Origin of the sequence: Gracilimonas sp. BCB1, assembly GCF_040117685.2 — a bacterium.
GTDB lineage: Bacteria > Bacteroidota > Rhodothermia > Balneolales > Balneolaceae > Gracilimonas.
Genome location: NZ_JBEDYP020000012.1, coordinates 209,342 through 234,724, shown reverse-complemented (window position 1 = coordinate 234,724; position 25,383 = coordinate 209,342). Strand labels below are relative to the sequence as shown.

At 44.5% G+C, this 25,383-nt stretch carries 24 protein-coding genes; 7 read left to right on the top strand and 17 right to left on the bottom strand.

Translation table 11 applies throughout. The annotated features are described in order from the left end of the window. Nucleotides 1–97: 97 nt before the first annotated feature. From rplS to ffh, 5 genes are read right to left on the bottom strand one after another with little or no spacing between them, the layout of a single operon-like run. Nucleotides 98–451 carry a 50S ribosomal protein L19 gene (gene rplS, locus ABFW99_RS07520; RefSeq protein WP_349354899.1) on the bottom strand — a complete coding sequence of 118 codons (354 nt, stop codon included), beginning with the start codon at nt 449–451 and terminating at the stop codon, nt 98–100. Between the two features lie 39 nt (nt 452–490). Continuing rightward, a complete protein-coding gene (gene trmD / locus ABFW99_RS07515; protein WP_349355039.1) occupies nt 491–1,183 on the bottom strand; it encodes a tRNA (guanosine(37)-N1)-methyltransferase TrmD in 693 nt (230 codons plus the stop codon). Beyond that, nucleotides 1,183–1,722 carry a ribosome maturation factor RimM gene (rimM, locus tag ABFW99_RS07510; protein ID WP_349354898.1) on the bottom strand — a complete coding sequence of 180 codons (540 nt, stop codon included), beginning with the start codon at nt 1,720–1,722 and terminating at the stop codon, nt 1,183–1,185. The genes trmD and rimM overlap by 1 nt, the downstream gene beginning before the upstream one ends. A gap of 18 nt (nt 1,723–1,740) precedes the next feature. After that, nucleotides 1,741–2,655 carry a 30S ribosomal protein S16 gene (rpsP, locus tag ABFW99_RS07505; RefSeq protein ID WP_349354897.1) on the bottom strand — a complete coding sequence of 305 codons (915 nt, stop codon included), beginning with the start codon at nt 2,653–2,655 and terminating at the stop codon, nt 1,741–1,743. A 35-nt stretch (nt 2,656–2,690) separates the two neighbouring features. Continuing rightward, nucleotides 2,691–4,031, bottom strand: a complete 1,341-nt coding sequence (gene ffh, locus ABFW99_RS07500) for a signal recognition particle protein (RefSeq protein ID WP_349354896.1) — start codon at nt 4,029–4,031, stop codon at nt 2,691–2,693. Between the two features lie 430 nt (nt 4,032–4,461). On the opposite strand from ffh, the gene ABFW99_RS07495 reads away from it, so the two are divergent. The 5 genes from ABFW99_RS07495 (at nt 4,462) to ABFW99_RS07475 (ending at nt 8,660) form a co-directional block, all read left to right on the top strand. Further along, complete coding sequence (locus tag ABFW99_RS07495; RefSeq protein WP_349354895.1) at nt 4,462–4,836, top strand: DUF4398 domain-containing protein; 375 nt, start codon at nt 4,462–4,464, stop codon at nt 4,834–4,836. Next, nucleotides 4,833–5,717 (top strand): OmpA family protein, encoded by an 885-nt coding sequence (locus ABFW99_RS07490; protein WP_349354894.1) that lies wholly within the window; start codon nt 4,833–4,835, stop codon nt 5,715–5,717. The genes ABFW99_RS07495 and ABFW99_RS07490 overlap by 4 nt, the downstream gene beginning before the upstream one ends. Nucleotides 5,718–6,210: 493 nt before the next feature. Then, nucleotides 6,211–6,780, top strand: a complete 570-nt coding sequence (locus ABFW99_RS07485) for an RNA polymerase sigma factor (RefSeq protein ID WP_349354893.1) — start codon at nt 6,211–6,213, stop codon at nt 6,778–6,780. Then, nucleotides 6,773–7,453, top strand: a complete 681-nt coding sequence (locus tag ABFW99_RS07480; RefSeq protein WP_349354892.1) for an anti-sigma factor family protein — start codon at nt 6,773–6,775, stop codon at nt 7,451–7,453. Before ABFW99_RS07485 ends, ABFW99_RS07480 begins: the two co-directional genes overlap by 8 nt. A 55-nt stretch (nt 7,454–7,508) precedes the next feature. Beyond that, nucleotides 7,509–8,660: a hypothetical protein gene (locus tag ABFW99_RS07475; RefSeq protein WP_349354891.1), complete on the top strand. Its 1,152-nt coding sequence runs from the start codon at nt 7,509–7,511 to the stop codon at nt 8,658–8,660. Between the two features lie 291 nt (nt 8,661–8,951). On the opposite strand, the gene aat is transcribed toward ABFW99_RS07475, so the two are convergent. The 4 genes from aat to ABFW99_RS07455 form a co-directional block, all read right to left on the bottom strand. Continuing rightward, entirely contained in the window at nt 8,952–9,536 is a 585-nt protein-coding gene (aat, locus tag ABFW99_RS07470; protein ID WP_349354890.1) for a leucyl/phenylalanyl-tRNA--protein transferase, read from the bottom strand. Nucleotides 9,537–9,566: 30 nt separating this feature from the next. Continuing rightward, nucleotides 9,567–10,433, bottom strand: a complete 867-nt coding sequence (locus ABFW99_RS07465; RefSeq protein WP_349354889.1) for a hypothetical protein — start codon at nt 10,431–10,433, stop codon at nt 9,567–9,569. Between the two features lie 6 nt (nt 10,434–10,439). Then, entirely contained in the window at nt 10,440–12,848 is a 2,409-nt protein-coding gene (locus tag ABFW99_RS07460; protein WP_349354888.1) for a zinc-dependent metalloprotease, read from the bottom strand. 173 nt (nt 12,849–13,021) lie between these two features. Continuing rightward, entirely contained in the window at nt 13,022–14,371 is a 1,350-nt protein-coding gene (locus tag ABFW99_RS07455; protein WP_349354887.1) for an alanine/glycine:cation symporter family protein, read from the bottom strand. Between the two features lie 177 nt (nt 14,372–14,548). On the opposite strand from ABFW99_RS07455, the gene ABFW99_RS07450 reads away from it, so the two are divergent. After that, nucleotides 14,549–16,429 (top strand): aryl-sulfate sulfotransferase, encoded by a 1,881-nt coding sequence (locus ABFW99_RS07450; protein ID WP_349354886.1) that lies wholly within the window; start codon nt 14,549–14,551, stop codon nt 16,427–16,429. A 3-nt stretch (nt 16,430–16,432) separates the two neighbouring features. On the opposite strand, the gene ABFW99_RS07445 is transcribed toward ABFW99_RS07450, so the two are convergent. Together ABFW99_RS07445 and ABFW99_RS07440 are read right to left on the bottom strand one after the other, a co-directional pair. Next, a complete protein-coding gene (locus ABFW99_RS07445; protein ID WP_349354885.1) occupies nt 16,433–16,870 on the bottom strand; it encodes a DinB family protein in 438 nt (145 codons plus the stop codon). Between the two features lie 4 nt (nt 16,871–16,874). Beyond that, nucleotides 16,875–17,504 carry a MarC family NAAT transporter gene (locus ABFW99_RS07440; RefSeq protein WP_349354884.1) on the bottom strand — a complete coding sequence of 210 codons (630 nt, stop codon included), beginning with the start codon at nt 17,502–17,504 and terminating at the stop codon, nt 16,875–16,877. A gap of 168 nt (nt 17,505–17,672) precedes the next feature. Between ABFW99_RS07440 and ABFW99_RS07435 the strand changes: the two genes are divergently transcribed. Continuing rightward, nucleotides 17,673–18,146 carry a GAF domain-containing protein gene (locus ABFW99_RS07435; protein ID WP_349354883.1) on the top strand — a complete coding sequence of 158 codons (474 nt, stop codon included), beginning with the start codon at nt 17,673–17,675 and terminating at the stop codon, nt 18,144–18,146. 43 nt (nt 18,147–18,189) lie between these two features. Here ABFW99_RS07435 and ABFW99_RS07430 read toward each other — a convergent pair whose 3' ends face one another. The 6 genes from ABFW99_RS07430 to ABFW99_RS07405 form a co-directional block, all read right to left on the bottom strand. Then, the gene (locus ABFW99_RS07430) at nt 18,190–19,047 is read right to left on the bottom strand and encodes a mechanosensitive ion channel family protein (RefSeq protein ID WP_349354882.1); all 858 of its coding nucleotides are present in this window, start codon (nt 19,045–19,047) and stop codon (nt 18,190–18,192) included. 78 nt (nt 19,048–19,125) lie between these two features. After that, a complete protein-coding gene (locus tag ABFW99_RS07425; RefSeq protein WP_349354881.1) occupies nt 19,126–19,545 on the bottom strand; it encodes a hypothetical protein in 420 nt (139 codons plus the stop codon). Between the two features lie 108 nt (nt 19,546–19,653). Further along, on the bottom strand, nt 19,654–20,337 hold the full coding sequence (locus tag ABFW99_RS07420) for a hypothetical protein (protein ID WP_349354880.1): 684 nt from the start codon (nt 20,335–20,337) through the stop codon (nt 19,654–19,656). A 111-nt stretch (nt 20,338–20,448) separates the two neighbouring features. Further along, nucleotides 20,449–22,971, bottom strand: coding sequence for a serine/threonine-protein kinase (locus ABFW99_RS07415; RefSeq protein ID WP_349354879.1), 2,523 nt, complete (start codon nt 22,969–22,971; stop codon nt 20,449–20,451). 72 nt (nt 22,972–23,043) lie between these two features. After that, entirely contained in the window at nt 23,044–23,802 is a 759-nt protein-coding gene (locus ABFW99_RS07410; RefSeq protein ID WP_349354878.1) for an ABC transporter ATP-binding protein, read from the bottom strand. Then, nucleotides 23,787–25,337, bottom strand: coding sequence for a hypothetical protein (locus tag ABFW99_RS07405; protein WP_349354877.1), 1,551 nt, complete (start codon nt 25,335–25,337; stop codon nt 23,787–23,789). Before ABFW99_RS07405 ends, ABFW99_RS07410 begins: the two co-directional genes overlap by 16 nt. Nucleotides 25,338–25,383: the final 46 nt, after the last annotated feature.

Sequence of the window (25,383 nt, the reverse complement as noted above, 5' to 3'; positions counted from 1 at the left end):
GTTTGATTAAACTGATAAATAGCGATAACAAGCTGAACTGAAATCTTAGAACGTTAACTAAAAAGTCTAAGATTACAGTAAAATTCAGCCGGCAAATTTATTGCTTCTTCGCGCCTTTTTCTTGAATACGCGCCGCTTTTCCTCGAAGTTCTCGCAGGTAGAAAAGTTTTGATCGTCTTACTTTTCCTTTTTTCTTCACTTCAATTTTAGCAATGAAAGGAGAGTTCAGCGGAAATACACGCTCAACACCAACGTTGCTGCTAATTTTGCGTACAGTAAACGTCTTGTTCGGGCCACTTCCTCTTTCAGAAAGCACAACACCTTCATACTGCTGAATACGTTCTTTTTCACCCTCGCGCACGCGGTAGTGAACATTTACAGTATCTCCAGCTGTAAAGTGAGGAACATCCTCATTTATCAGGCTTTGCTCTACAAGTTTTAACTTATCCATGATTTCTAAATTTAATCCTGGTAGCTACCAGGATTGTTATTAATGTTCTTTCTTAAATTTTTCGTACAAATCTTTTCTTCGTTCTTTGGTCCGCTTTTCGGATTGCTCTTGCTTCCATTCAGCCACCTTTTTGTGATCACCTGAAAGGAGAACATCCGGGACTTTCATCCCTTTAAACTCTGCAGGACGTGTATAAACCGGACCTTCCAGCAGTCCATCCTGAAATGAATCATTCAGCGCGCTTCCTGCGTCTCCCAACACACCGGGGAGCAGGCGAACAACAGCATCGGTTATAACCATAGCCGGTAGTTCGCCTCCTGAAAGCACAAAATCACCAATGGAAAACTCTTTGGTGATGAGTTCATCTCTTACCCGCTGATCAACGCCTTTGTAGTGGCCACACAAAATGATGATGTTTTGTTTGAGCGACAATGCGTTCGCATCGGTTTGTTCAAAAACATCGCCATCCGGAGCTGTGAAAATGAGTTCATCATAATCACGTTCGGATTGAAGCTTCTCGATACAGCTGAATATTGGCTGAGGAGTGAGCACCATTCCAGGTTCGCCACCATAAGGGTAATCATCTATTTTCTTGTGTTTGTCTTCGGTGTAATCCCGAAGGTCGTGCACATGAATTTCAACCAGGTTTTTGTCAATGGCCCGTTTCACAATACTGTGATTCAGGGGACCATCCAACAAAGCGGGAACAGCAGAAATAATATCAATTCTCATCATATTCCTTCCAGTTCATCCAGATTCTGGCAATAGATGTTACCGTCGCGCCGGTCTTTTACAAAGTGTTCGATGTATGGAATCAGACGGCTTCCCGAAGTAGTTGCAACCACTAAAATGGGGTGAGCCGGATTATTCATCACATCAACCACCAAGCCAATGGCTTCATGATCATCATTATAAACTTCATGATCAATCAATGAATCATCGGTTTCTTCGTCGGCCTCTATAAAAGGTTCGGCTTCTTCTGCTTCCAGAAAAAGGCCTTTGCTTTTTAAAGCCTCAGCGCCGGTGCGATCAGCGACATGGTCAAATTGTACAAAGAACGAAACTTTATTTCTTTTGCCCTCAACCCGAAAATCCATAATTCGGGCAGGGTAAAAGTCGCCCCGATCATTTCGCAAATACACCAGCTTAAGTTCTTCAACCTTTTGGGGGTCATCGACATCAAAGAAAACTTTGACCTCGCCCTCAAGTCCATGGGAGCGTTCTACATGCCCCACCTGAACAAAGCCCGGTGTATTGGCGTCCTTATTCATAGGCGCCGGATATCTTTTTTATCCTTCTTGTTTGCTTTCCCAGGCACGCTGAACCGTTACACGGTCTTCGTCTTCCGGGACAAATCCTTTAAGGTCGTCCAGATCAGTATTGTTGATGTGATCTATCGCCTCTTTTGCGTTCATATCGGTAGAAACCTTGTCAGAAGATGATTCTTCAGCTTCTTCTTTCTTCTCTTCTTCAGCAGGAGCTTCGTCTTTGGTTTCTTCCTCAGCCTCTTCAGTTTCTTCTTCAGCAGAATTGTCTTCTGTTTCTGCTTCGTCTTCAGCAGGAGCTTCTTCTTTAGCTTCGGTTTCTTCTTCAGCTTCATCAGCTGTTTCTTCCTCGGCTTCGGCTTCTGTAGTTTCTTCTTTGGCAGCTTCTGCTGTTTCTTCTGCAGAATCATCAGATTCAGCTTCTTCTAATGCCGCTTCAATTTCTTCGGCTTCATTTTTAGGAGCCTCGTCTTCTTCCGCTTCAGCAGCTGCTTTTTCAGCTTCTACTTCAGCAGCAGCCTGCTTGGCTTTTTTCTGAAGCTGCTCTTTGTATTCCCTTTCCTCGGCAGCAAGCACTTCTTTGTAGTCCGCTTTGCGGCTGGTGGCATCATCTTTCTTAGAGTCTCTGTACTCTTTCCATTCTGCCAGTGCTTTTTCGATTTCTTCTTCGCTCTTGCCCCAGTTCATGAGGTGGCGCTTGTACAGGATTCCTTCGCGGCGAAGGATTTTACGTACGGTATCGGTAGGCTGGGCGCCGGTGTCTAACCAATAAAGAATGCGGTCTTCGTTGAGTACCACTTCTTTTTTCTCGGTTACGTTGTCGTAACGACCCACACGCTCTACGATACGTCCATCACGAGCTTCGTGTCTTTCGGCTACTACGATATGCCAAATCGGGCGTTTCTTACGTCCTTTTCGTTGTAATCTGATTCTTAACAATGCTGTTCTCCAATGTGTGTTTAAATTATAAGTTCTTATCGGCCGATAGGCAGATTCTTCAATCCTTGAAGAGCACGTCCGGCTTTACCCATTTTCGACATGGTCTTCATCATTTTTTTCATTTGATCGAACTGCTTCATGAGTTGATTGATCTCACGAACAGTGGTGCCAGATCCTTTGGCTATGCGGCGTCTTCGACTTCCGTTTAGCAACTCGGGCTCCTGGCGTTCCTCCGGCGTCATTGATAAGATTATAGCTTCAATTGGTTTGAAGGCATCATCGTCGATTTCAGTATCGTTCAATGCTTTGCTGGCGCCGGGTATCATAGAAACAAGATCACCGAAGTCTCCCATCTTCTTGATCTTCTGAATTTGCTCGAGAAAGTCATTCAGGTCGAATTTATCCGACCGGATTTTCTGCTGAAGTTTTTCGGCTTCCTTCTCGTCAAATTCTTTTTGAGCTTTTTCAACAAACGAAACCACATCTCCCATGCCCAGAATACGCTGAGCCATACGGTCGGGATAAAAAGGAGAAAGAGCATCCAGCTTTTCGCCGGTACTCACAAATTTGATGGGCTTGTTTACAACGGTTTTAATGGAAAGGGCAGCACCACCGCGGGTGTCACCATCCAGCTTGGTTAAAACCACACCGTTGTAATCAATACGTTCGTTAAATTCTTTGGCTGTATTTACAGCATCCTGTCCGGTCATGGAATCGACCACAAACAGGATCTCATGAGGATTTACGGCCTTCTTGATTTCCGCAACCTCATTCATCATTTCCTCATCTACGTGTAAACGACCCGCGGTATCAATGATAACCGTATCGAGTGCCAAGCTTTTAGCCATCGAAACGGCTTCTTTGGCAACACGAACCGCATCTTTCTGCTCGATGGAATACACCGGAACATCAATTTGCGAAGCGAGTGTCTTAAGCTGGTCAACAGCGGCAGGGCGATAAACATCGGCGGCAGCAAGAAGAGGATTCCTTTTATGCTCCTGTTTTAAGTGTCGGGCTAACTTTCCGGTAAAGGTAGTTTTACCCGAACCCTGAAGTCCGGCTATAAGAATTACTGTAGGAGGGGTGTCAGCTTTAGCGATGTCGGCTTTTTCGCCACCAAAAGTCTCAACCAGCTTGTCGTGCACAATTTTTGTGAACTGCTGGCCGGGATTAACACTGGTGAGTACATCAGAACCGAGCACCTGCTCTTTGACATCTTCCGTAAACTGGCGGGCAACCTCATAATTAACGTCAGCATCCAGCAATGCACGTCGAATTTCGCGGACAGTCTCCGCTACATTCACATCCGTGATGCGAGCTTCTCCCTTCAGGGATTGAAAGGCTTTATCTAATTTTGAGGATAAATCTTCAAACATAAGTTAACAGGATTTTTCTCCGCCAATTACAGAGCCTGTAAAAATACGGGTTCTTTTCCGTGTTATCAACAACAATGTGGATAAATGTTTTTGAGTGATAAATCGTAGCCGGAAGTAACAGCTCGAACTTACCGGTTTTTGAACCGGAGGTTGAGGCAGGTATTACAAACGAGACGTTCGTAATGAGAAAAAGCCGTTAATATAACTTCGTTCCTCGTTCACGTTTCCGCTTTATTTAAATCCCCAATCGTTCAAGCGTCCGCTTGGACGAACTTATTGGTCAATCACATTAACTCTCCTTTGTTCAACACCGCACAAGCGGAAGCTTGCGCTATTGCCAGGCTCAAATGCTACCTATACATCTTCCCCGGGAACAAACTCCAAAATCATTGATTAAAGGTGATAAACATGTAATAAAATTCTGTGCATAATGAGGCAACTGTTACTACTTACTTTTCTCATATTTACTGTAGGAGCTTGTGCAAGCACTAAACCCCCAAGCGATAAATTGACTCAGGTTGAAGCCTCGATTCAACAAGCCGAACAAGTGGGAGCTGAAAACTATGCTCCGCTTGAGATTCGCGAGGCCCGCAAAAAACTGGTCAAAGCCCGGGAACTTGTAACGAAAGAAAAATACGGAAAAGCCAAGCGAACAGCTGACCGCGCTATGGTTGATGCTGAGTTGGCCCAGATGAAATCATTGTCTGAGAAAGCCCAGAAGGCCGTGCGTGAACTGCGGGAAAGTATCCGCGTGCTACAGGAAGAAATTCAGAATAATTTAGATAAACCGGAGAGTCAGTCATGAGAGAACTTGCGAGAAATAGTTTAATTATTCTTGGCCTGATTATTCCCTTGCTTTTAGCTGGTTGTGGCGGGCCACCACAAAACAACCCGCTGCTTATGGAAGCCAGACAGTCTTATGATAAGGCTGAGCAGGATTCCATGATTGTGATGAAAGCCCCCGTTGCGTTAAAAGAAGCCGAAGAAGCCCTGGAACAAAGCCAACAACTCTGGGAAGAGGGTGCTGACAGAAACCTGATTGAACACTATGCTTATATCGCCAATCAGAAAACAAGAATTGCCCGTGAAACAGCTGAATTAAATGCAGCTCAGGATGAAGTTGAACAGGCGGAGTCTGAGCGGAAGCAAGTGCTGATAGAAGCACGAAGGGCCGAAGCCATTGCAGCTGAGAGGCGGGCTGAAGACGCCCTTCAACTGGTTAAAGAAGAAAGAGCCGAGGCCGAAAGAGCTCGTAAAGAAGCCTCGGAATTAGCTGAACGCCTGTCAGAAATGGAAGCCCGGCAAAGTGAGCGAGGCATGGTGCTGACACTCAGCGATGTGCTTTTTGACTTCGACAGCTCTACCCTGAATGCAGGGGCTAACAAAGTGGTAAACGAACTGGCCGGTTTTTTGAAGAACTATCCTGAAAGAACGGTTCATATTGAAGGTTTTACCGACAGCATCGGTTCAGCTGAATACAATAAAAATCTGTCGCAGCGAAGAGCCGATGCCCTGAAACAAGCGTTAATACAAGCAGGGATATCTTCGCAGCGAATTGAAACGGTGGGATATGGAGAAGAATATCCTGTTGCCACCAATATGAATGAGGCCGGAAGGCAACAAAACCGGCGGGTGGAGGTTATAATATCTAACGAGAATGGAGTTGTTTCGCAACGTACGGAATAGCTTCATACGCGAAGAGAGACAAGGGGGAAGGTTGATCACTTCCCCCTTTTTTATTGTTGAGATTTATTAGGATGACATGACCCTCCCAATGCTGAGTAACCGAGAATACAATCCATCATTCCGCTTCCGTTTAGCAGAGCTATGTGCATTAATCGGCAGAAGCGGGGTGATGGGTTTGACTGTATTCGGCTGGCATAGCTCCATCACCCGGCTCTTGTCAAATTCAGCAACATTTTCTGTGCGTGCTGAGCCGAATGATGGGGTTTTATGATCCTGAATTCTGATTTCTCCCCATCCGGTTCAAGCGTCAGCTTGGACGAACTTATTGGTCAATCACATGAGCCTTTCTTAGGTCAACACCGCACAAGCGGACGCTTGCGCTGGTTGCGCTGATCCTGCTAAAGTGAATCGCTACTCCCTTCTAAATTTTTTAAAACTATATTCCCCTTTCCCTCGTCTTACTTTCAGAATGAACTCGGGACAACACGAACACATGAAAGACGCACAACTGGTACAGGATTTTCGAGGTGGAAATCACCAGGCTTTTAACAAGCTGGTAACGCGATGGCAGGATCGCATCCACCACTTTGCGTACCGGTTTTTTGCGAGTTCCGATGATGCTGCTGAGATCACTCAAAAAACCTTCATCAAAGCATACCACAAGCTGGATACACTGGATGATGTAAACAAATTTGGGGCGTGGTTGTACACTATTGCTAACAACCTGTGCCTTGATGAATTGAAGCGGGTTGGGCGTAAACGAGCTACTTCGTATGAAGCACTCAAAATTGCCCCCCAAACAGAAACGGCCACGCCTGCCGATGGCAACGTTCTCCGAAATGAAGGATTAGTTTTGCTTCACAAAGCACTCCTTCAACTGCCGGTTGAGCAGCGGGTGGTGGTGATTATGAAAGAGTACGAAGGATTAACCTTCAGAGAAATAGCAGAAATTTTGGATGAACCTGAAAACACAGTAAAGTCAAGATTGTATTACGGGTTGAGCGCCCTCAAGAAGACGTTCGACTCCTGGAACATCAACAAAGAGGTGTTTGATTATGAATAAAGAAACCGCACGATCGCTCTTCATGGATTATCTGTATGATGAACTGGAGCAGGATCAACGAAAAGAATTAGAACAGTTTTTATCCCAACATCCGGACCTTAAGAAAGAATTGGATGAGCTCTCAAGTGTGCGCTCTATGCTTTCTCACCTTCCGGTTCAGAACCCGGCCGAGCAGCTGGTGATGGTTGAACCCCACAAATCCGGATTACAGGAATGGTGGAATGAGCTAATCGGAGGGTTGCTACCCCAAAACGGATTTGCCCGCGCCGGTTTTGCGATGGCGTCACTACTGGTGGTATTTGTTGTTTTGGGAGCCTTCACCAAATTAAACGTAACCGTTAATGATGGGAGTTTTAATCTGGCCTTTGGGGAGAAGCAGGAAATCATCCAGCAAGGATTTACCCCTCAGCAAGTAGAAATGCTGCTGCAACAAGTGCGGGAAGATAACGCCATCATGATTTCAGATGCCATCCAGCAGGCACAACAGCAACAGGAAAACCGGATTGAAAAAACACTGGTCAATTTTGCGGATTACATCGAGCAGCAGCGACAGTCGGATTTGCAGATGATCAGTTCGGGGCTCTATAACATGGAAGAAACGTATTACGACCGATTCAGACAAACCGATCAGGTATTAGGCGAACTCATACAAACGGTAAGTACCGGAAATTAAATTTATACAGGACAGTATTATGAAAACAATGAAACGAATACTTATAACATGCTTGATGGCGGTTTTTATCTCATCTCTAACATTTGCTCAGAATTTTGATGCCAACCGGATGAACCGTGACATCAAGATTATGGAGAATATTTTAGGAGAGCTTTTTAAAACACAGGTTGTTTCTGAAGCGGGAAGCGTTAATATTCGATCCAACAATTATGTGTTTTTTGGCGGAACCTCTGGTAACATAAAGGGCACTTATATCCCCGATTTCGGAGTGATATTTATGATTCCTTCTTCCTCCAGCCGATCCATTGTGGTTTCCCGCGAACGATCATCGGGTTCTGCAAATGTCGTATTCCAGTATAGCTCGGATAATGATAAAGCCGATAAAACAGTTGATGAAGAATCTGTGGTTAAGCGTATTACAGAATTCATGCAGGACTATGCCTCCACCATGGGGCAGCTTTCCCCTAATGAAAATGTGTTGGTGATTTACGGCTCAACAAATTCCAGCAACACCCGATATGCTGCCTATACGCTCCGGGCTATCGATGATAATGATGAGGATATAGAAAAAAAGACACTACCGGTCATTTCAGTTTCTGCAAAAAAGTCTGACCTTGATGCCTACCGCAGTGGCCGACTGAATGCAGATGCTTTTCAGAACCAGCTGTCCGTTTCAAAATCAGAGGAATCAGAAAAGCTGGACATGAAAGTGCTTGGCAACATTTTCAGAACCGCCCTTGAAGATGGAGATGGAGAACAATTTCACCTGATTAACAGCAACTCACTTTCTTATTTGTACCTGGATAATTTCGGAGCTTTGTATTCCATGGATATTCACCGCGGACATAACCTCGGCTCTTTTCGGTTTGGCACCGTTACCGGAAGCCTGTCAGCAGAAAGAGAAAAGGAACTCCAAGAGCTGAAAGAAGACATGCGTGCCAGAGAGCAAAAGCTCAATGAAACTCTCGAAAAAGAGTATGAAAACCTGATCTCCAAAACCAAAGAGTTCATTATTGACTATGGAAGAACATTAAGCTCGCTAAAGAATAACCAACACCTCCTGGTTTCGCTCAATATCTCTGATGCAAGCGATGAGATCCCTGAAAGAGTCACTCTTCAGGTACAGAAATCTGTATTTGACCGGCTTGACCGCGGACAAATTTCCAGAGAAGCGGCATTAAATGCTGTAACCCTCACCGAATATTAAAGTGTAACTTACATCCTATCCAGAAAGCTGCCTTGGATACCGGTCATGATTTTCATCGATCCGTATTCGGGGTGGCTTTTTTTTGAAAGTGTTATTGTGGCAGCAAAAGTGTTCTTGTGTTAACGTACTAAAGTACTAAAGTACTTTTATAGATACTCCCCTCTCGTTCAAGCGTCCGCCTGGACTTTTCTATCATAAACCCCAACGTAAGTAGACAACGCACAAGCGGACGCTTTCGCTATTGCCCAATCAACTGATTTTCTAAATCGTTAACACCGTGACACTTTCGCACTATAATTCGAACTCACACTCTTTCTTTAGCGCTTTATCCAGTATCTGCTCGTATTCTTCTGCTTCAATTTCTATGCAGCCAAACTGGGACAGGTGATCGGTGTAGAACTGAGTATCCCAAAGCAGAAAGCCGTTCTTTTTTAATATCCTGTGGCAATAATGCAAGGCTACTTTATCAGCCCACCTTTCCTTCTTGAACATGCTTTCTCCAAAGAATGCCGCTTTCAGCTTCACTCCGTATAATCCCCCAATCAGCTCGCCATCCCTATAGGTCTCTACACTGCAGGCATTACCATATTGATTCAGTACGTCATAGGAATTAATAATCAAATCGTTGATCCAGGATGTTTCCCGGTTGGCACATTGCTTTACCACTTCCCGGAAATTTTGATTTACGCGAACCTCAAACCTCTCCTGCCGGTTAATGCGGGCGAGGTTATCTGATGTATGGAACTTGCCAATTGGAATAACTCCTCGCTTCCGGGCCGTGTACCAGTTCACATCTTCGGCCTTTTTGTGCTCAGCCATAGGGAATATTCCCTGACTGTAGGCTTCCAGTAAACTTTCCGGCGGGATGATTTTCATAAATGGGACTGGGATAAAATCTATTGTTCTTTAAGAGAGTATTGTGCTTGTGCCATCTTCAGCGATTTTGCGGAGGCGCACGCTATTTGAATTTGAGAATTCAAGTAAAACAACGGATCCATCTTTCGCAAACGCCCCTCCCGTTACCGACCATTCTTCATCCGAATGGTAAACTTCTTCGGCGCTTCCGTCTTTCTTTACCTTGATAACCCGCTGCCCGGAAAATAACGCTACATTCAGCTCTTCTTCACCATCAAACCACATTCCCATCAGTGCGTGATGATCCCCAACCCAATCGAATTCAGAAGTTCGTTCAATAAGTGATTCAGCAAACTTTTCGGTACTCTTCTCTGAAATCCTGACGATGAATCCTTCAAAAGAAACAAATATATCTCCGCCCGGACTGAGGGCGTGCCATCGCGGACTGCCCTCAAATTTTGAAATAGCATATGAGTGAACCTCTTCTTGATCCCTGTAAACTTTTATTCGTTTATTAGGGCGATCAAGTACATAAGAACGACCTTCATCATCCCGAACAAACGAGTAATCGCTATACTCATCTGGATACCCGTCGCGCCAGCTTATTTCATCTTCGATTGTTCCATCAGGAAGTCGCACCCATACTTTGTGTCGATAATTATTTCCTTGATTCCTCACGTCTTCACCGTAGAGTTTATCATCTTCGGACAGCCACAATTCATGCGTATGGACATCATCCACAACCACCTTTTTATCTCCATTTGGGGAAATCATCCAAACCCGGGAAAGATCGCTGTAGAAAATGTTACCCTTCGAGTCTATCACTACTGATACCGAAGGGTGTGCCACTATAGATCCCAAAATCCCCAAAAGGAAGAAGAAAAATATAGTCGCTGATATTCTCTTATTAGTATTCATTCCTCTTTAGAAATCACAATAGATCATACTTCCAGAACCGATCGGTGATCCGGGAGGCGGAGCCGGGGCATTCTCAACCTCGAATTCTTCGGGATTGGTTAAAAACCGGCCGATAGTATAAACAGCGTAACGGCTGTCCGCATCCTTTTTGCCGGATAATTTAGACTGAAGGTCGGTTAGCTTTTTGTGGGTGATGGCTTTAGTAACCGGATTGGCATCATTATCTGCTGCCAGCTCAATCATGTTTTTGAGCACTACGTGATTCACCACCCGCTGAATGGATCCAAGATATCCGCTTTGAGCTTTTTGGTTCCAGCTGGCATCAATGAGTTCGTCCAGAACCGTTTCCAGGCTTAGGTTGTTATCACGAGCTCCGTATTCAACTAACCGATTGGCTCGTTCTGCATTCAGCATCAGGTTTACCGGCAATTCGGCAGCTGTTTCAGCAATGCCTAACGCATCCAGCGCCGGCCCTGCATTGCCATTGAAAAGCTCGCGGGAATATCCCAGCGAGGAAGGCCGCGGAGGAATAAGCTCCAGCAGATTCTCAGGAAGAGCCAGTGTGGCCGGCTCTATGGCTTTAAGCATTTCAGTCAGCGCTTTTTGCTGCGTGGATTTTGGTACCATCTCAGGGGCGGGTAAGTTATCGCCCTTCGTGTTGTAACTGTAATCGAGCCCGGCAATCAGTTTTACGGTTCCTTCGAGTTGGTAGCGGTGGAAAAAGTAAATGGGCACCAACGCGGCCTCCAGCTCAGCCATGGGTTTACCGGTTTTGAGGTTCGCTTCCCCGAAATTCTCCAGGGCTTTTTTTCTGATTTCAAGAATATTTGATAACTGTGAGGCCGGTTCCGAACCAAAATCCCACAGATGCGCATCCGGATGGGCTCCACTCTGCGGGCGGGCATCAGCATCTGAAATGTACTTCAGGCCGGTGCTATAAGCTTCTTCCAGAATTTCATCGAGCGCATCTTTTTCATTGGTTCCTTCCTGAAAATCCTGATAACCGTAAGCCACTGCTACTTTATCCCACTCGCCCATTCCCACATCATATGGATCTGAAAGATCAATTTCACCGTTCACCAACTTAGGTTGCGGGTGTGGATAGTCCATCACGGAAGCATCGCCGGTAACACTGGCAGCAAAGTTATGAGCTATGCCAAGAGTATGGCCTACTTCGTGAGCGGAAAGCTGACGGATTCTGGCAAGAGCCATTTCCTGCATGTCATTTTTGGTTTCATCATCTCCGTATGGAGCGAGCAAACCAACCGCGATCAGAAAATCCTGGCGCACACGGAGAGAGCCGAGTGATACATGTCCTTTTATAATTTCACCGGTGCGCGGGTCCGTTACCGAAGATCCATATGACCACCCTCTGGTTGAGCGGTGAATCCACTGAATCACATTATAACGAACATCTAAAGGATGGGCGTCTTCCGGCAGAATTTTAACGATAAATGCGTCTTTATATCCGGCTGCTTCAAATGCCTCATTCCACCAACGGGCTCCGTCAAGCAGCGCACTTCTGACCGGCTCGGGGGTTCCGTTGTCCAGATAGTACACAATCGGTTCTACCGGTTCGCTCATTTCTGCTTCCGGGTTTTTCTTTTCAAGTCGATGGCGAGCTATAAATCGTTTGGTCAAATCCTGATCAATGGGCGTTCCATAATCCTGGTACGAAATGCCGAAATATCCTGCACGAGGATCCATCGCTCTTTTTTCATATCCGTCATCCGGAAGCTCAACAAATGAGTGGTGTTGCCGAACAGTAATGGCTTCCGGTGAGGGCACAACGGAACGAACGTATCCGCCCGGATTGCTTCCGGCAAAAGTGAGTGTGGCTTCAAATTCTGTGTTTTTGGGGAAGTTCATCGTGCCTTCTTTGTACAAGGCCGACCGGTTTTCATCCAGGCTATAAGACCCCTGCCCCATTCCTCTCAACCGACCAGAGACCCCATGCGCATCTCTGAGCAGAAAGTCAGTCATGTCTATTAAAACCTTGCCGTCTTCTTCGGCAGCCACTTCAAATCCAGCCAAAATTGAAGAAGCAAAAGCTTCGCGAACTGATTTCTTTTCCAGCTCATTGTCTGTTTCTGCACGATATTCGTAGTTGGGTTGAACCATCAACACCTTAGGGCCACGGCGTTCAAAATAAACCACGCGGGTGTCTCCCAGTTGACCACGGTCAAGGCCTATATCGTTCGAGCCAATCCCGGCTGTCAATGAATTCACGTAAATGAATTCGGTATCAAGTTTATCAATCTCTAACCAAATCTGGTCTTTCGACTCATCAAAGTAGTAATCGAAATATCCCTCGGTTTTAGTAAGGCCTTCTGTTTTCTCGGATATAGACGGGTTTTGTGCTGATACCTGGCCGGCCACAAGCATCATTACAATAAACGTGAGCGCTCTTTTCATCAATGCAGAATTTTATTTGGGTTGAAGGTTCGTTAAATAACGGTTTCAGCCAATATCTGAAAGAAGAGCGGATAAGAAAAATGTTAAAGTTTTGGAGGTCCCTGAACCCGAAGGGCTAAAGCCCTACTGTAGGGGCAGGCTTTACACCACCGCCCTGAAGGGCGGAGTAATTATTATTTATCCAGATACTCTTTAAACTCGCCGTTTCTAAGACGGGTGAAGTAATCCTTCGAGGCCAGCCTTACTTTTTTGGATAACAATAAGGCGGATATCATAGTTGGAACAGCCATCAAGGCAAACATACCGTCTATAAGGTTGATAACGGCATCCAGTGAGGCTACGGCACCGAAAACGATAGAGAACACATAGAAATAATTATAGAGATGCTGACGCTCGGCACCAATCAAGAACCCAAGACATTTTGAACCATAGTAGGAATAGGAGAGCATAGAGCTTACACTGAATGTGAGAACGGAAATAAGCAGTAAGTACGTCCCAAAAGCAGGAAGCGCTTCGTTAAACGCATTGAGGGTCAGGGTCACGCCATTAGCTTCGGTGGACTGCCAAACTCCGGTTACTAAAATTGCGAGGGCAGTCATAGTACAGACAATCAGTGTATCGATGGCCGGCTCCATCATGGCTACAAGTCCTTCCCGAACCGGCTCTTTGGTTTTGGAGGCTCCGTGAGCCAGCGACTCGGTACCAATGCCTGCCTCGTTTGAAAAGGCCGCGCGCTGAACACCAATAATAATAAGCTGACCAACAGCACCGCCCATCACCGCTTTACCCGTAAAAGCATCCGTAACGATAAGACCTAAGTAATAAGGAATATCGCCAATATGAACGGCCAGAATAAACAATACCGAAACAAAATAAATAACCACCATAGACGGAACCAGGCGGGATGCTACTTTACCTATCTTTGTAATCCCCCCGAAAATTACCAGCGAAACCAACCCAACCAACACAATTCCGGTTATCAGGTTTCCTGTGAAAGCGGCATCAGCTTCAACCCACCCATTAGGGATGTAAATAAAATCTCTTAAAATCTGTACCAGCTGATTGGTCTGAAATATAGGCAGCGGCCCAAACAACCCGGCCATCGCAAAAAGGTAGGCCAGAGGCATCCATTTACTGCCGAGTCCTTCCCGAATCACATACATCGGTCCACCCTGAATCTTTCCTTCTGTATCCTCACCCCGGTACATGATGGAAAGCGTACAGGTAAAAAACTTGGTGGCCATCCCAACAATAGCGCTCATCCACATCCAGAATAATGCGCCGGGCCCGCCCATAAAAATCGCAACAGCTACACCGCTTATGTTCCCCATTCCCACGGTGGAGGCCAACGCCGTTGACAGGGCTTCAAAGTGATTAATATCACCGGGATCATCCGGGTTGTCATATTTACCGCGAACCAGGTCTATGGCATGAAAGAAAAAACGAAATGGGGTGAATCCCGATGAGATCAGGAAAAAGAGTCCGCCCCCCACTAATAAAATGACAAGGGGGTATCCCCACATGAAAGAGGAAAACGCAGCGAGAAATTCTTCGATGAGTGCCAGGGTATTGTCCGTTTAATTGATGTTAAGCGCAGAAACTAATGAATAAAGTCATTAATTGTGGGGCAACCGATTATTTTTTACCATTTTAAATTTTCAAAACTTAGTTTAGAAGTTAATCTACAGATAATTAATTACATGCCTCTGAAAGAGATGACCATTTTTACCAAGCGTCTGCTTCCCACTTTGTTGCTAGCTACATTATTCATCTCAGGTTGCCAAAATAGTACCGAACAGAAGCCAAACCAGAATGCTCGGTTTCTGGAGTTCAGTATTTCTGAACTTCCAAATGAAACCTTTGCTATTAATCAAAATGATGGGTTTATAGAAATCTTGAATGCCCAATCCATTGCCTCCGGTACAGACCTTTCTTCTCTTACTCCACGTTTTACTACATCAGAGGGTGCTACCGTATTTGTAGATACGGTACAGCAGGTTGCCGGAGAAACCACAAACGATTTTTCTGAAGGTGTTTTTTACACCGTGGTGTCTGAGGATGGTACAACTCAGAAAATGTATTTTGTTTACCTCAGCGAAGAACTCCCTTTAAACTACCTGTTAGTAGAAAAACCTTCCATTCAGCTCAACCCAGGCGGAAGAAGCCCCTTATCTGCAGAAATCCGCTTCGAAACCCGACAACCTACTTCAGCAAGTATTGAAATACTGGGAGATATCCCCATCGAAGAAAGTGTTTCTAACCGTTTTTCTGATTACAAAATCCCTATTTTAGGGCTTTACCCCGATACAGAAAACCGAATTGTACTTACCGTTGAAAATTCAAACCAACATGTCGTAAAAGACACCCTCACTATTTGCACGGAGGCTCTGCCTGACTTTCTGCCTACTCCCGAAATTAATGTACTTAAGGAATCTAAGATGGAGCCCGGAATGCATTTTAACGAGGTCCACATTGGTAATGCCGGCACATTCAACAGCTATCCATTGATTTTTGACAACAATGGAGATATCCGGTGGTACATGGATTTCAGTGAACATGATAGAATTACCTGGCCTATTCAGTTCAATGGTGATGGTACTTTTTTTGCGGTTTTTGGGGTGACGATCATAGAATTTGATATGCTAGGAAATGAGCAAAACCGTCTCGTACTTGAAGGCAACAACATGCATCATGAAATCATCAAATTACCCAATGATAATTATGTGATCGCCGTTAGCAGGGTAGGCACAACCATGATTAAGAATGAAGAAGAGATAACCAGTGTAGAAGACTACATTATTGAAGTTGATGAAAGTGGCCAGATTGTAAACGAATGGGATATGGCAGAAATCCTTGACGTGAACAGAACAACACTTACCGACGGAGGCGAGGATTGGTTTCACATGAATTCCATTTGGTACAGTGAAGATGACAATACCCTGATTATCTCCGGCAGAAATCAGGGCGTGGTTAAAGTAGATTGGGACAATAACCTGAAGTGGATTCTTGCCCCACACAAAGGATGGGGCAAAGCCGGCCGTTATGAAAAGACAACAGAAACAACTCCTTTTCTATTAACGGCGGTTGATGATACTGGAACTCCGTATAGCGACGCCATTCAGCAGGGAACAGAAGAAAGCGTTGCTTTTTCCTGGGCCTGGGGGCAACATGCTCCCCTTGTTCTCCCAAATGGAAACCTTTTTATTTTTGATAATGGCTTTAATAGAAATTTCGGCAATGCCCCCAATTATTCTCTGGGGACGGAGTATGAAATTGACGAAGAGCATATGACTGTTAAACAAGTGTGGAGTTATGGCAGTTCTCGTGGAGAAGAGCTTTACTCTTCAATTATCAGTGATGTCGATTATCTGCCAAATACTCAGAACAGGCTTTTTATGCCGGGCGTAGTTCGCACTGGCGACCCAAACTCTTATTCTAAGATAGTAGAGGTTACATATCCAAATAAAGAAGTAGTCTTTGAGTCAACACTTCACTTTAAGAACCAGCTTGTTAATGGTCAGGGATGGGGAAATCTCGATATTACTTACCGTGCTGAACGCATTCCCTTATATCAAAACTAATTATCAGCCCCTCAGAAAAAAGATGTAATCGGTGCCGGGCGGGGTTTGCCCGGCTTCTCGTATGAGTTTGGCTATTTGTGCCCGGTGATGTTGACCATGAATAACAAGGTGAGTCAGGATATCACCGACAGCATTATTAAACTCCTTGCCTTTAGAGTTTTGGTAGGTGATGGTTTTATCACTCTGTGCACCTATCCCTTTTAGCTTTTCGGTGTTCTCCTGCATGATTTGGGTGATTTCAGTCTCAGAAAATTCAGGCCATATGTCCACCGCTGTATTCTCGCCCGTTATTCTATTCATCCAAACCTTTTGAGCTGCCAAAATATGGGAAAGCAAACCAATGGCTTCTTCTCTTCTTTCACCTTCATCGAGTTCCTGAATAGCCAGCAGTATCTTTTTATTAGCCCATCGGTCGTATTCGAAAAGTTTTTCAAATTCCATGAGACTATCCGATTCCAAAGAATTTGGAGATTCCGTTGATAACAAACTGTACACCGATTGCCAGCGCAATGAAACCCATCATGCGGGTAATGACCGTCATGCCGGTTTTGCCAATATACTTCACAATGGCAGGAGCTACTCTTAATATTCCGTAAGCAACCAGGGCGGTCATAAATACTGCTACTCCGTTAACCAGGTAATCGGTTATTCCCTGTGCATCCGATCCAAAGCCAATCACAACCGCTATACTCCCGGGGCCCGAAAGCAGTGGCAGTGCAAGCGGGCTGAATGACACATCTTCTTTTTCTTTGGCCGCCTCCTGATCTTTCTTAGTCAGCTTTCTGCCTCCGTTATCAGGACTTAGCATCGAAAAGCCGGCTCTAACAATTACCAACCCTCCGGCTATTTGAATTCCGGGTAAGCTGATTCCAAAGAAGCTGAGAATGTAGGTTCCAACCAATAAAAAAGTGATCAGCACAAAAAACATGTAAGTGGTAGCTTTGCGCGCCGTCCTGATTTTTTCTTCATCACTTTGACCCTCCGTCAACGAAATGTAGATAGGCATTGCTGCAAAGGGGTTAACGACCGAAAATAAGGATGAAAAGCTCGCAAAAAACAATGCTGCTATGCTCATAAATACTGTCGAAAAGGGGATTATATCTTTAAAAAATTCTTCCATAGTAGCCCCAAAGATACAGACCTTTTTATCAATTTTTAACCCGTGTTTTTACTTAAAACAAAGCTTAACTTTTATGTCGGATATATTATTTTATTTTCTGTTCCAACAAATTTTATTATTGCTATGAGCGCTGTACAACTTATTTCTTATGACCAGATAATTTCGGATACGGAAGGTATTTTAAAGCGGGATGTTACCCGCGATGAAAAGCTTTTTGCGATTTGTGAATTATTAGCTGATGAAATCCCTTCTTTCAGCTGGGTGGGTTTTTACCTGCCCGATTCGGAGGGGAAGCAGGAACTTGTTCTCGGTCCGTTTGTAGGTCCTTCTACCAACCACACCCGCATTCCATATGGAAGAGGCATATGCGGACAGGTTGCCCTGAGCCATGAAACCTTTGTTGCACAGGATGTGCACAGCGAAGAAAATTATCTGGCATGCAGCACCGATGTACAATCCGAAATCGTTGTCCCTATCATGAAAGAGGGTGAATTTGCCGGCCAACTCGATATCGATTCAAACACAAAAAACTCCATCTCCAAAGAACAACGAGAACTTTTGGAAGAAATTTGTGACCTTCTTTCTGAGGAGTTTTAGTCTTTTTAGGATAAGCCGTAAGGCCACCTTGGGTTCTGTATTATCATTTCTTTTCACTATCAATGTTCACGCTTACCGGCAACATATCAACCGCTGTGGTTACATTCGAACTGTAGGTAAAACCTTTTTCGGCTAGTACTTTGTGGCAGTCGTCCATCACCTGCGACCGTATTTCACCCAACCCGTGTTCATTGCTGAACGTATCTATCCAGAATAAAACTTCCAGCTCAACAAAAGCTGCGTTAAAGGCGGCTATCTGAATATTCGCCTTCGGATTTGCAAGCGTAAGCTTATGTTCCTGAACGGCTTTAAGAAGGGTTTCTCTTGCTTTCTGAAGGTCGTCTCCGTAGTCGATTCCAATAGTGAAACTGCCCCGCCGTAATCCATCTCTGGTAAAATTGTGAAGCGGATTTTTGTAGATAGTGGCACTAGGAATGAAAATATCACACCCGTCTGCAGTGCGTATGTGAACGTCCCGTATCTCTATTCTCTGCACAACTCCCCTTATTCCATTGCTTTCAATCAGGTCACCAACATCAAAGGAGCGACTGAAGGAAAGGAATAATCCTGCAAGTAAGTTTTCTCCAATTTCCCGAAAAGCAAATCCGAGAACAACGGCAACAACACCCCCTGCAGCTAAAAAACTGGTGGCAACTTGCGTTAAGCCCACCAAGTGTAAGGCAATTACCAACCCCAGTACATTAAACGCCCAGCGCACCAATCGCTTAATTAGTCGTACTTGTTTAACGCCCTTGGCTCTTTCACCTCCAAGCAAGCGGCCAACCCCGTTGCTGGCTAATCGGCCAATAAAAATCAGCACTACCAGAGACGTAATGGCAGCTAAAATTTGTGGTGTTGTTTGAATTATTCTGTCGGCCAGAAGCTCGAAACTTTCTTGCATGCTTTGTGTCTTAGTTCATGTTTTGAGTATACAGTACATGAATAAAACGATTTTTACGAAGCTTAATTCCGAACCTTTTTAAAGCAACACCAACGGATTGATTTCCGATGGAATGATATCAAGGGCATATACCGCAATTGCTTTTACCTTTTTGGTTACCGAACCGGAGGTTTCATCCGCTTTATTATCAATTAGAATAACTCCATTGCCACCTAATTCTTTTGCTTCCATTTTCAGCATCTCAATCATGTTTTCTGTAGAACTTTCACCGGCCGTCTCCTGAATTTGTACAGTGGCAAGCTCAATGTATTCTCCCTCAACTTCATCGGCACTGTAATAAACGATGATTTCCTTATCATATGCCGGTAGTACACCAAATACATCCGATTGAACAAGATCCTTAACGTGTGTGGTTGTGGATCTGGTTACTGACGTGGTGCATGCAGCCGTCATCATTCCCATTATAACTAAGATCAATACCGTATTTACTTTTCTCATCTCTCTTCTCCTTTTATTTATGATTGAGACAAGAGCTATTACGCTGAGTTTAAATGGGTGTTACGCCTTTCAGAAGGTATTTTCTTTGTGATGAGTAAAAATTTGTTACTACAATTTCGATAAGCTCAAATCCGAAACGTGAAGATTCACACTATGATTAACTCGGAGTCCGTAAATGCCGTCATTGTTCATGCCTGATGCATCAACATCTGCAACCTCTTCATCATTAATAAAAAACCGGACACTTTCACCCTCAACCCTAACTTTGAGTACATTTAACACAGAAGATACATCCGGATCGTCGTATATGTTGATAGCATCACTGGCCGTCCAGCCTTGTATAACCTCTGTCTCTTCCCCTGTTCGTTTCTTGATGAGAAATTCTCCGGTATTCCTCAGTAAAAAATACATATATGCCTGGGTGTCTCCATCAAGGTTCGAACCTCCCCAGAACAAGCCATACCCTTCACGATTTCTGTCGCCGGGATTAAAAAAATGCAGCTCCGTTTTTACGTCAAATGAACCAGAAGCTGTATTGGCCGGGTGATAAAAGATGCCGGCCGGCCCGGTGGTTACATGCCAGCCAGGAGTCATGTTCACAAAATAAATGTCTGAGGAATCCGGCTTTGAACCGATAACCACATCTTCCATGCCATGGTCGAGGCGAATTTCCCATCCTTCAGGAACTTCAAAATTAGTGCCCTGTGGAATATTTGGATCGGGACGATCCTGAGCCTGTGAAAAATTGAAGAGAAAAGATACCGCGATAACCGACGTTAAAATCACTTTCATAGAAGCCCCACTTTTATTCAATTACTAACCTGCCTGATTATACGATAAATGATTGAATAGGGGAAATCCCTATTTTCCGGTATGGTAACAGCCTGCTTTTTTAACAGTAAGCTACTTGATTGAGTTGTAAGCAGACAATGTTCTGTTGTATAAAACATTTGTAGTATCGAAAAACTGCCCGCCTATATCTAGGGCCCTTTTAAAATATTTCCTGGCCCTGTCATTATCTCCTATTTGCATGTACACGGCCCCTATATTACTTAACTCCCTCATGTGATCGGGATGTACCTCCCCTTTTACCTTAATATTGCTTTTATGGGCTTTTATAAACCACTCCAGAGCCTTGTCTTTTTGGTCATCATAATAATATACAAGTCCCATATTCCCTTCACTGGTTAAGGTCAGGGGGTGTGTATCGCCCAGCAAATCTTTTCGCATGTAGTAAGCTTTTTCGATCAGCTCTCTGGCCTCCTCGTATTCTCCCTGTCGCTGAATGATAATACCTAAATCGTTCATCGCCTTTGCCTTTTTGATGCTTGGCTTGTCTCCAAAAATATCGTTGTACAATGCAAGCGATTGCCGGGCATGTTTTTCGGCCCTGTCACTTACTCCTTGTATATGCAAAGCCCAAGCAATACTTGAATGTGCCCCGGCTATTTTGGTGGGAGTGTAATATATCCTTCCCTCTTCATAACCTTCCGTTCGTGCCTTAATTACATCCTCGAATGTTGAAACAGCCTTTTCGTATTCTCCATTGTCGAACAGCAGCCAACCGTGGTCGTGCCGACTCACCCAGTATGCGTCCGACATGGTATCCTTCCGGGCAGCATACCCCTTAAAAATTTCGGAATACAGGCTATCCGCTTTCTCATATTCTCCGAGATAAGTAAACACTTCGGCCTTGTATGACTTGGACGACAGCATATAGGCCTGCCAATCCAGCGGGACTATTTGTAAGTTTCTGATTTCCTGTTCATTTCTTTCCAGAAACAACTGCAGGGAGTCTGCATATTGCAGGGCTTTTCTGTCCTGACCCTTTGCCCGCAACAGGTCCGTTTTTTTGTTATACACGTCAGCCAGCCAATATCTGTACTCATTATCTTTTTCTAAAGACCGAAGTATGGAAGACGATTCGTTAAGCAACGAATCCGCCATTTGCAGCTCTCCAAGATTAAACTTTATGGACCCAAAATTTAACAGCAAACGGGCTTTTTCTCCGGGAACATTCTTGAATTTATATTCTACCATAGCCAGCGACTCATCAAGAAAACGGCTTGTAGCAAGCCGGGGGTCTTCGGTCGTAGTGTAATCTACCTCCTCAAAAACACTTACCATTACATCGCTTACCATCTTAGCTCTGCTTAAGGCTTCCAGCGCCCGGTTTTTCTCTTTTGTGATATTGACACTATAAAATATCCCAAATGTTATGATTGCTGCTAAAAATGTAGCTGCAACCGAAAGCTGATACTTGTTCCTTTTTATAAATTTTCCGGTCTTATATCTGCGGGTGTTCTGCCGGGCCGTAACCGGTTTTTTATTCTGAAGATTCTCAAGGTCGGTTATCAGTTCACGAACCGACGAGTACCTGTATTCGGACTCTTTTCGAAGACATTTGCTTACAATGGCATCCAGATCTTTGGGATCAATTTTTCGGAGATTAACCTTCGCCTTGCAGCTGATATTTTCGGTCTCTCTGTTAAGGATAATTTTCTCGGCTTGCTGCAGGGTCTTTCCCGAAAGATCGAATGGTTTCTCCCGGGCAAGCATTTCATACAGCACCAATCCCAGTGCATAAATATCCGTGGCTACGGTAATTTTTCCCATATTAACCTGTTCGGGGGCGGCATAACTTAAGCTCAGCAGCCTGCCCGATTCAATGGTCTGCACCACTTCTTCTTCCGTTAGCTCTTCAGAGATTATTTTGGCAATCCCGAAATCCAGCACCTTTACGCGGCCCTGCTCATTAATTAGCACGTTTTGTGGTTTAATATCCCGATGTACAATCAGGTTGCGATGGGCATAGTCAATGGCCTCACAGATCTCTTTAAACTTGGCAAGAGATTCTTTAAGCCCCGGCTCCTCTTTTTGGATGTATTCCTTTAGTGACATCCCCTCCACATATTCCATCACCAAATAGGGGCGATTTTTCTGAGATATTCCCGCATCATACAGCTTAGCGATATTGGGATGATCCAGGCTGGCCAGGATTGCTTTTTCCTGATTAAATCGTTTCTCCCAGCTCTCGCTCACCAACCGCCGATTCAGAACCTTGACAGCTACTTCTCTCTCAAACTCGCCATCCGAGCGCCGGGCTTTATAGACAACTCCCATTCCGCCCTGATCTATTTTACCGGTGGTGGTATAGAACCCAAAGTTTTCGCGGGTGAAGTCTTCCGCGGGAATTTCGGCTGAGATCTCTTCAGAAATATCGTCCATTAACGACTTCAGGTTTTTCTTTTGGTCATCCAGAAAGGTCTCACTGTCATGAATAGATTCCAGCAGTTCTTCTGCTTGCTCTTGAAGCTTTTCATCTCCCCCGCAAAGTTCTTTGATACGAGCTTTTTGCTCCTCTTTCGGAAGAAGCAGCACATCGTCTATAATCTTCTCCAGCTTCTCAAACTCCGACTTCTCCATAATATCCACCTATTTGATTCCCGAATATCTTTTAGTAAAGCTAACAAAAATAGTGGATTGAAAAAGGGAGTGCTACAGCCAGTCTACAATCTCTTCTTTACGCTCCACTTCCACATACTTTTCAAATATCTCGTGAAGGCTGGCATCTTTTTGAAGTTCTTTTCGACTCACGGAATCCAGGTAGGCTTTGATGTGGCCATGATGCAAAATGGCTATATCGTCACAGAGGTTTTCTACAACTTCCAGAATGTGACTGGTTACAATGATGGTTACCCCCTTTTGCTTCAGGCGCCGGATAATATTTTTCATCCGCTCGATTGAGATTACATCTACGGCCTCGAATGGCTCATCCAGCAGTAACAACTTCGGCTCAACCAAAACGGATGTAACAAAAGCCAGTTTTTTTCGGCTCCCCGATGAAAGTTTATTCACTTTAATCTTGGCAAAATCCTTGATGTCGAAATAATCCATCAGGGAATACGCCTTTTCTATCAATCCCTCTTTTTCCACTTCGTAGATTTCGCATACATACTCAATAAACTCCAGGCTGCTGAACTGCTCAAATAAGAGTGGAGGTTGCAGAACCGAGGCCGTCAGCTTTTTAATTTCGAGCTCATTTTTGGGGTTCAATTTCATACCGTGAATAATTACTTCTCCGCGCTCAAAACTCAACAAGCCTGTCAACACGCCAATCAATGTACTTTTCCCGGCCCCATTCGGACCAATCAGCCCAAACACCGTTCCTTTTGGAATGTCTAGGTTCAGCTTCTTAAGCACCGGAGTTTCCTCGTAGCTCTTATCCAGATTTTTTAACTCTACAGCTCGCTCCATAATCTCATCAATACTCGGTTTTTAAACAGGTTAACCAAAACATCCATATGCCGCCACAGGTAAATAACCATAATTACAATTACCGTTCCCATAATCGTCAGGCGATACCACTCCAATCCGTTTAGTGGAACAAAAACCATATATCCCATCGAAAAAATCAGGAATGAAATGGCGAAAGTTACTTTCTGCGGGATAATGGGATGCTTGTAACTAAAAGAAGAATAGGTGGCTTTCTGATATTGAAAATAGGAACTCCACACAAATAATAGCATGAACATGAGGAAGAAAAAGGTGTTGGCTACAAATATTTGCAGGGGTGAACCGATTTCAGGAATCACAAGCAGTTCAAAAGCCGTAATCAGGTAAAACACCAGCAAAGGAAGCAACACCACTCCCAGAAACCGCTCTTTCAGTTGCTTTTCCAAATTGATGGGAAACTGTAGGTGAAGCAAAAACTCCCGGTTTTCATAGCCATACATATTCGCCATTCCCATAGCCAGCAACGCCACCGGTATGCCGGCAAGGATGGTTGGGATTAAAATGGTTTGTGCTACTTCATAATCCACATTCATTAACAGCGGCACATATACAATCGGGATGATAGTCAGTGTTAGAACCTGCAGCCGGTTGTACGGATGCTTCATCACATAGAAATAGTATTTACCGGCATTACGACCCAACACTTTCCGAAGCACCTTCCAAAGCTTGCTGTTTTCCTCTTCGGCTTTCTTCAGGCCGGGGTTTAACAAGCCTTCTTTGGTTTTATTGAAGTGATCGATTACTGTAAGTCCGATTAACACTATGGAAAAGAAGAGTATAGTAAGCGCATTCATCCATCCGTAATCTTCCGTAACCGTCTGGATGAGCATCCCTCCCGGCATCCATGATAAAAATGCATTTACCGTTTCTACCTGGGGTATCAGCTCTGCAAAAATCCTCGTTGAATTTGAAGCAAAAAGCGACACCAGTTGAAACAGCCCAAAGACCAATACCAGAAAACCCACTACTACTGCAATAAACCGTTTTTCAACCACGCGGATAAACCGGTGTTTCACAGAATAAATGAGCACATAGTTCAACGCTACCGCAGCTATTGCTACCGGAACCTGATAGGCTGCATGCACCTGTATCAACAAAAATACCAGCCAGGTTAAATTATAAATGATATTAACCGGGTGACAAAACCCAATGATGGTGAGATACTTAGCCAGCCTTTTCAGCGGAAACCCAAAGCCCAGCAGCTTTCGGTTTTCCTCGATGTTCATCAGCCGCATGTTGGTGAAGGAAAAGTGCATCACCCAATAGGCGTTCGCAAACACCAGCAGGATAAATGAATAGATATCCGGTGTAAGCCATGGGAGCTGCATTTGCATCCAGGGATCGCTGTCCATCAGCACTACTACAATGGCCGTTCCGGCAAGATTCACCAACATAATCCCCAAAAACAGGATATACCCAATGGTCAGCAGCAGCTGAAACCGATTCAGGTTGGAGATGAAAATCCTCCAGTTTAATGTGAGCAGCCTGTAAAACAAGGGTAGAGCATTTGTTGATGAATAACAGGTGCTATTATAACAGTAT

What these genes read in the sequence shown, in the direction of transcription:
- ABFW99_RS07440 (WP_349354884.1), bottom strand. Translation starts at nt 17,504, where the DNA reads ATGAGCATAGCAGCATTGTTTTTTGCGAGCTTTTCATCCTTATTTTCG.
- ABFW99_RS07475 (WP_349354891.1), top strand. Translation starts at nt 7,509, where the DNA reads ATGGCGGTTTTTATCTCATCTCTAACATTTGCTCAGAATTTTGATGCC.
- ABFW99_RS07480 (WP_349354892.1), top strand. Translation starts at nt 6,773, where the DNA reads ATGAATAAAGAAACCGCACGATCGCTCTTCATGGATTATCTGTATGAT.
- ABFW99_RS07415 (WP_349354879.1), bottom strand. Translation starts at nt 22,971, where the DNA reads ATGGAGAAGTCGGAGTTTGAGAAGCTGGAGAAGATTATAGACGATGTG.
- ABFW99_RS07460 (WP_349354888.1), bottom strand. Translation starts at nt 12,848, where the DNA reads ATGAAAAGAGCGCTCACGTTTATTGTAATGATGCTTGTGGCCGGCCAG.
- ABFW99_RS07435 (WP_349354883.1), top strand. Translation starts at nt 17,673, where the DNA reads ATGAGCGCTGTACAACTTATTTCTTATGACCAGATAATTTCGGATACG.
- ABFW99_RS07425 (WP_349354881.1), bottom strand. Translation starts at nt 19,545, where the DNA reads ATGAGAAAAGTAAATACGGTATTGATCTTAGTTATAATGGGAATGATG.
- ABFW99_RS07450 (WP_349354886.1), top strand. Translation starts at nt 14,549, where the DNA reads ATGCCTCTGAAAGAGATGACCATTTTTACCAAGCGTCTGCTTCCCACT.
- aat (WP_349354890.1), bottom strand. Translation starts at nt 9,536, where the DNA reads ATGAAAATCATCCCGCCGGAAAGTTTACTGGAAGCCTACAGTCAGGGA.
- trmD (WP_349355039.1), bottom strand. Translation starts at nt 1,183, where the DNA reads ATGAGAATTGATATTATTTCTGCTGTTCCCGCTTTGTTGGATGGTCCC.
- ABFW99_RS07445 (WP_349354885.1), bottom strand. Translation starts at nt 16,870, where the DNA reads ATGGAATTTGAAAAACTTTTCGAATACGACCGATGGGCTAATAAAAAG.
- ffh (WP_349354896.1), bottom strand. Translation starts at nt 4,031, where the DNA reads ATGTTTGAAGATTTATCCTCAAAATTAGATAAAGCCTTTCAATCCCTG.
- ABFW99_RS07455 (WP_349354887.1), bottom strand. Translation starts at nt 14,371, where the DNA reads ATGTGGGGATACCCCCTTGTCATTTTATTAGTGGGGGGCGGACTCTTT.
- rplS (WP_349354899.1), bottom strand. Translation starts at nt 451, where the DNA reads ATGGATAAGTTAAAACTTGTAGAGCAAAGCCTGATAAATGAGGATGTT.
- rimM (WP_349354898.1), bottom strand. Translation starts at nt 1,722, where the DNA reads ATGAATAAGGACGCCAATACACCGGGCTTTGTTCAGGTGGGGCATGTA.
- ABFW99_RS07420 (WP_349354880.1), bottom strand. Translation starts at nt 20,337, where the DNA reads ATGAAAGTGATTTTAACGTCGGTTATCGCGGTATCTTTTCTCTTCAAT.
- ABFW99_RS07465 (WP_349354889.1), bottom strand. Translation starts at nt 10,433, where the DNA reads ATGAATACTAATAAGAGAATATCAGCGACTATATTTTTCTTCTTCCTT.
- ABFW99_RS07410 (WP_349354878.1), bottom strand. Translation starts at nt 23,802, where the DNA reads ATGGAGCGAGCTGTAGAGTTAAAAAATCTGGATAAGAGCTACGAGGAA.
- ABFW99_RS07495 (WP_349354895.1), top strand. Translation starts at nt 4,462, where the DNA reads ATGAGGCAACTGTTACTACTTACTTTTCTCATATTTACTGTAGGAGCT.
- ABFW99_RS07490 (WP_349354894.1), top strand. Translation starts at nt 4,833, where the DNA reads ATGAGAGAACTTGCGAGAAATAGTTTAATTATTCTTGGCCTGATTATT.
- ABFW99_RS07430 (WP_349354882.1), bottom strand. Translation starts at nt 19,047, where the DNA reads ATGCAAGAAAGTTTCGAGCTTCTGGCCGACAGAATAATTCAAACAACA.
- ABFW99_RS07485 (WP_349354893.1), top strand. Translation starts at nt 6,211, where the DNA reads ATGAAAGACGCACAACTGGTACAGGATTTTCGAGGTGGAAATCACCAG.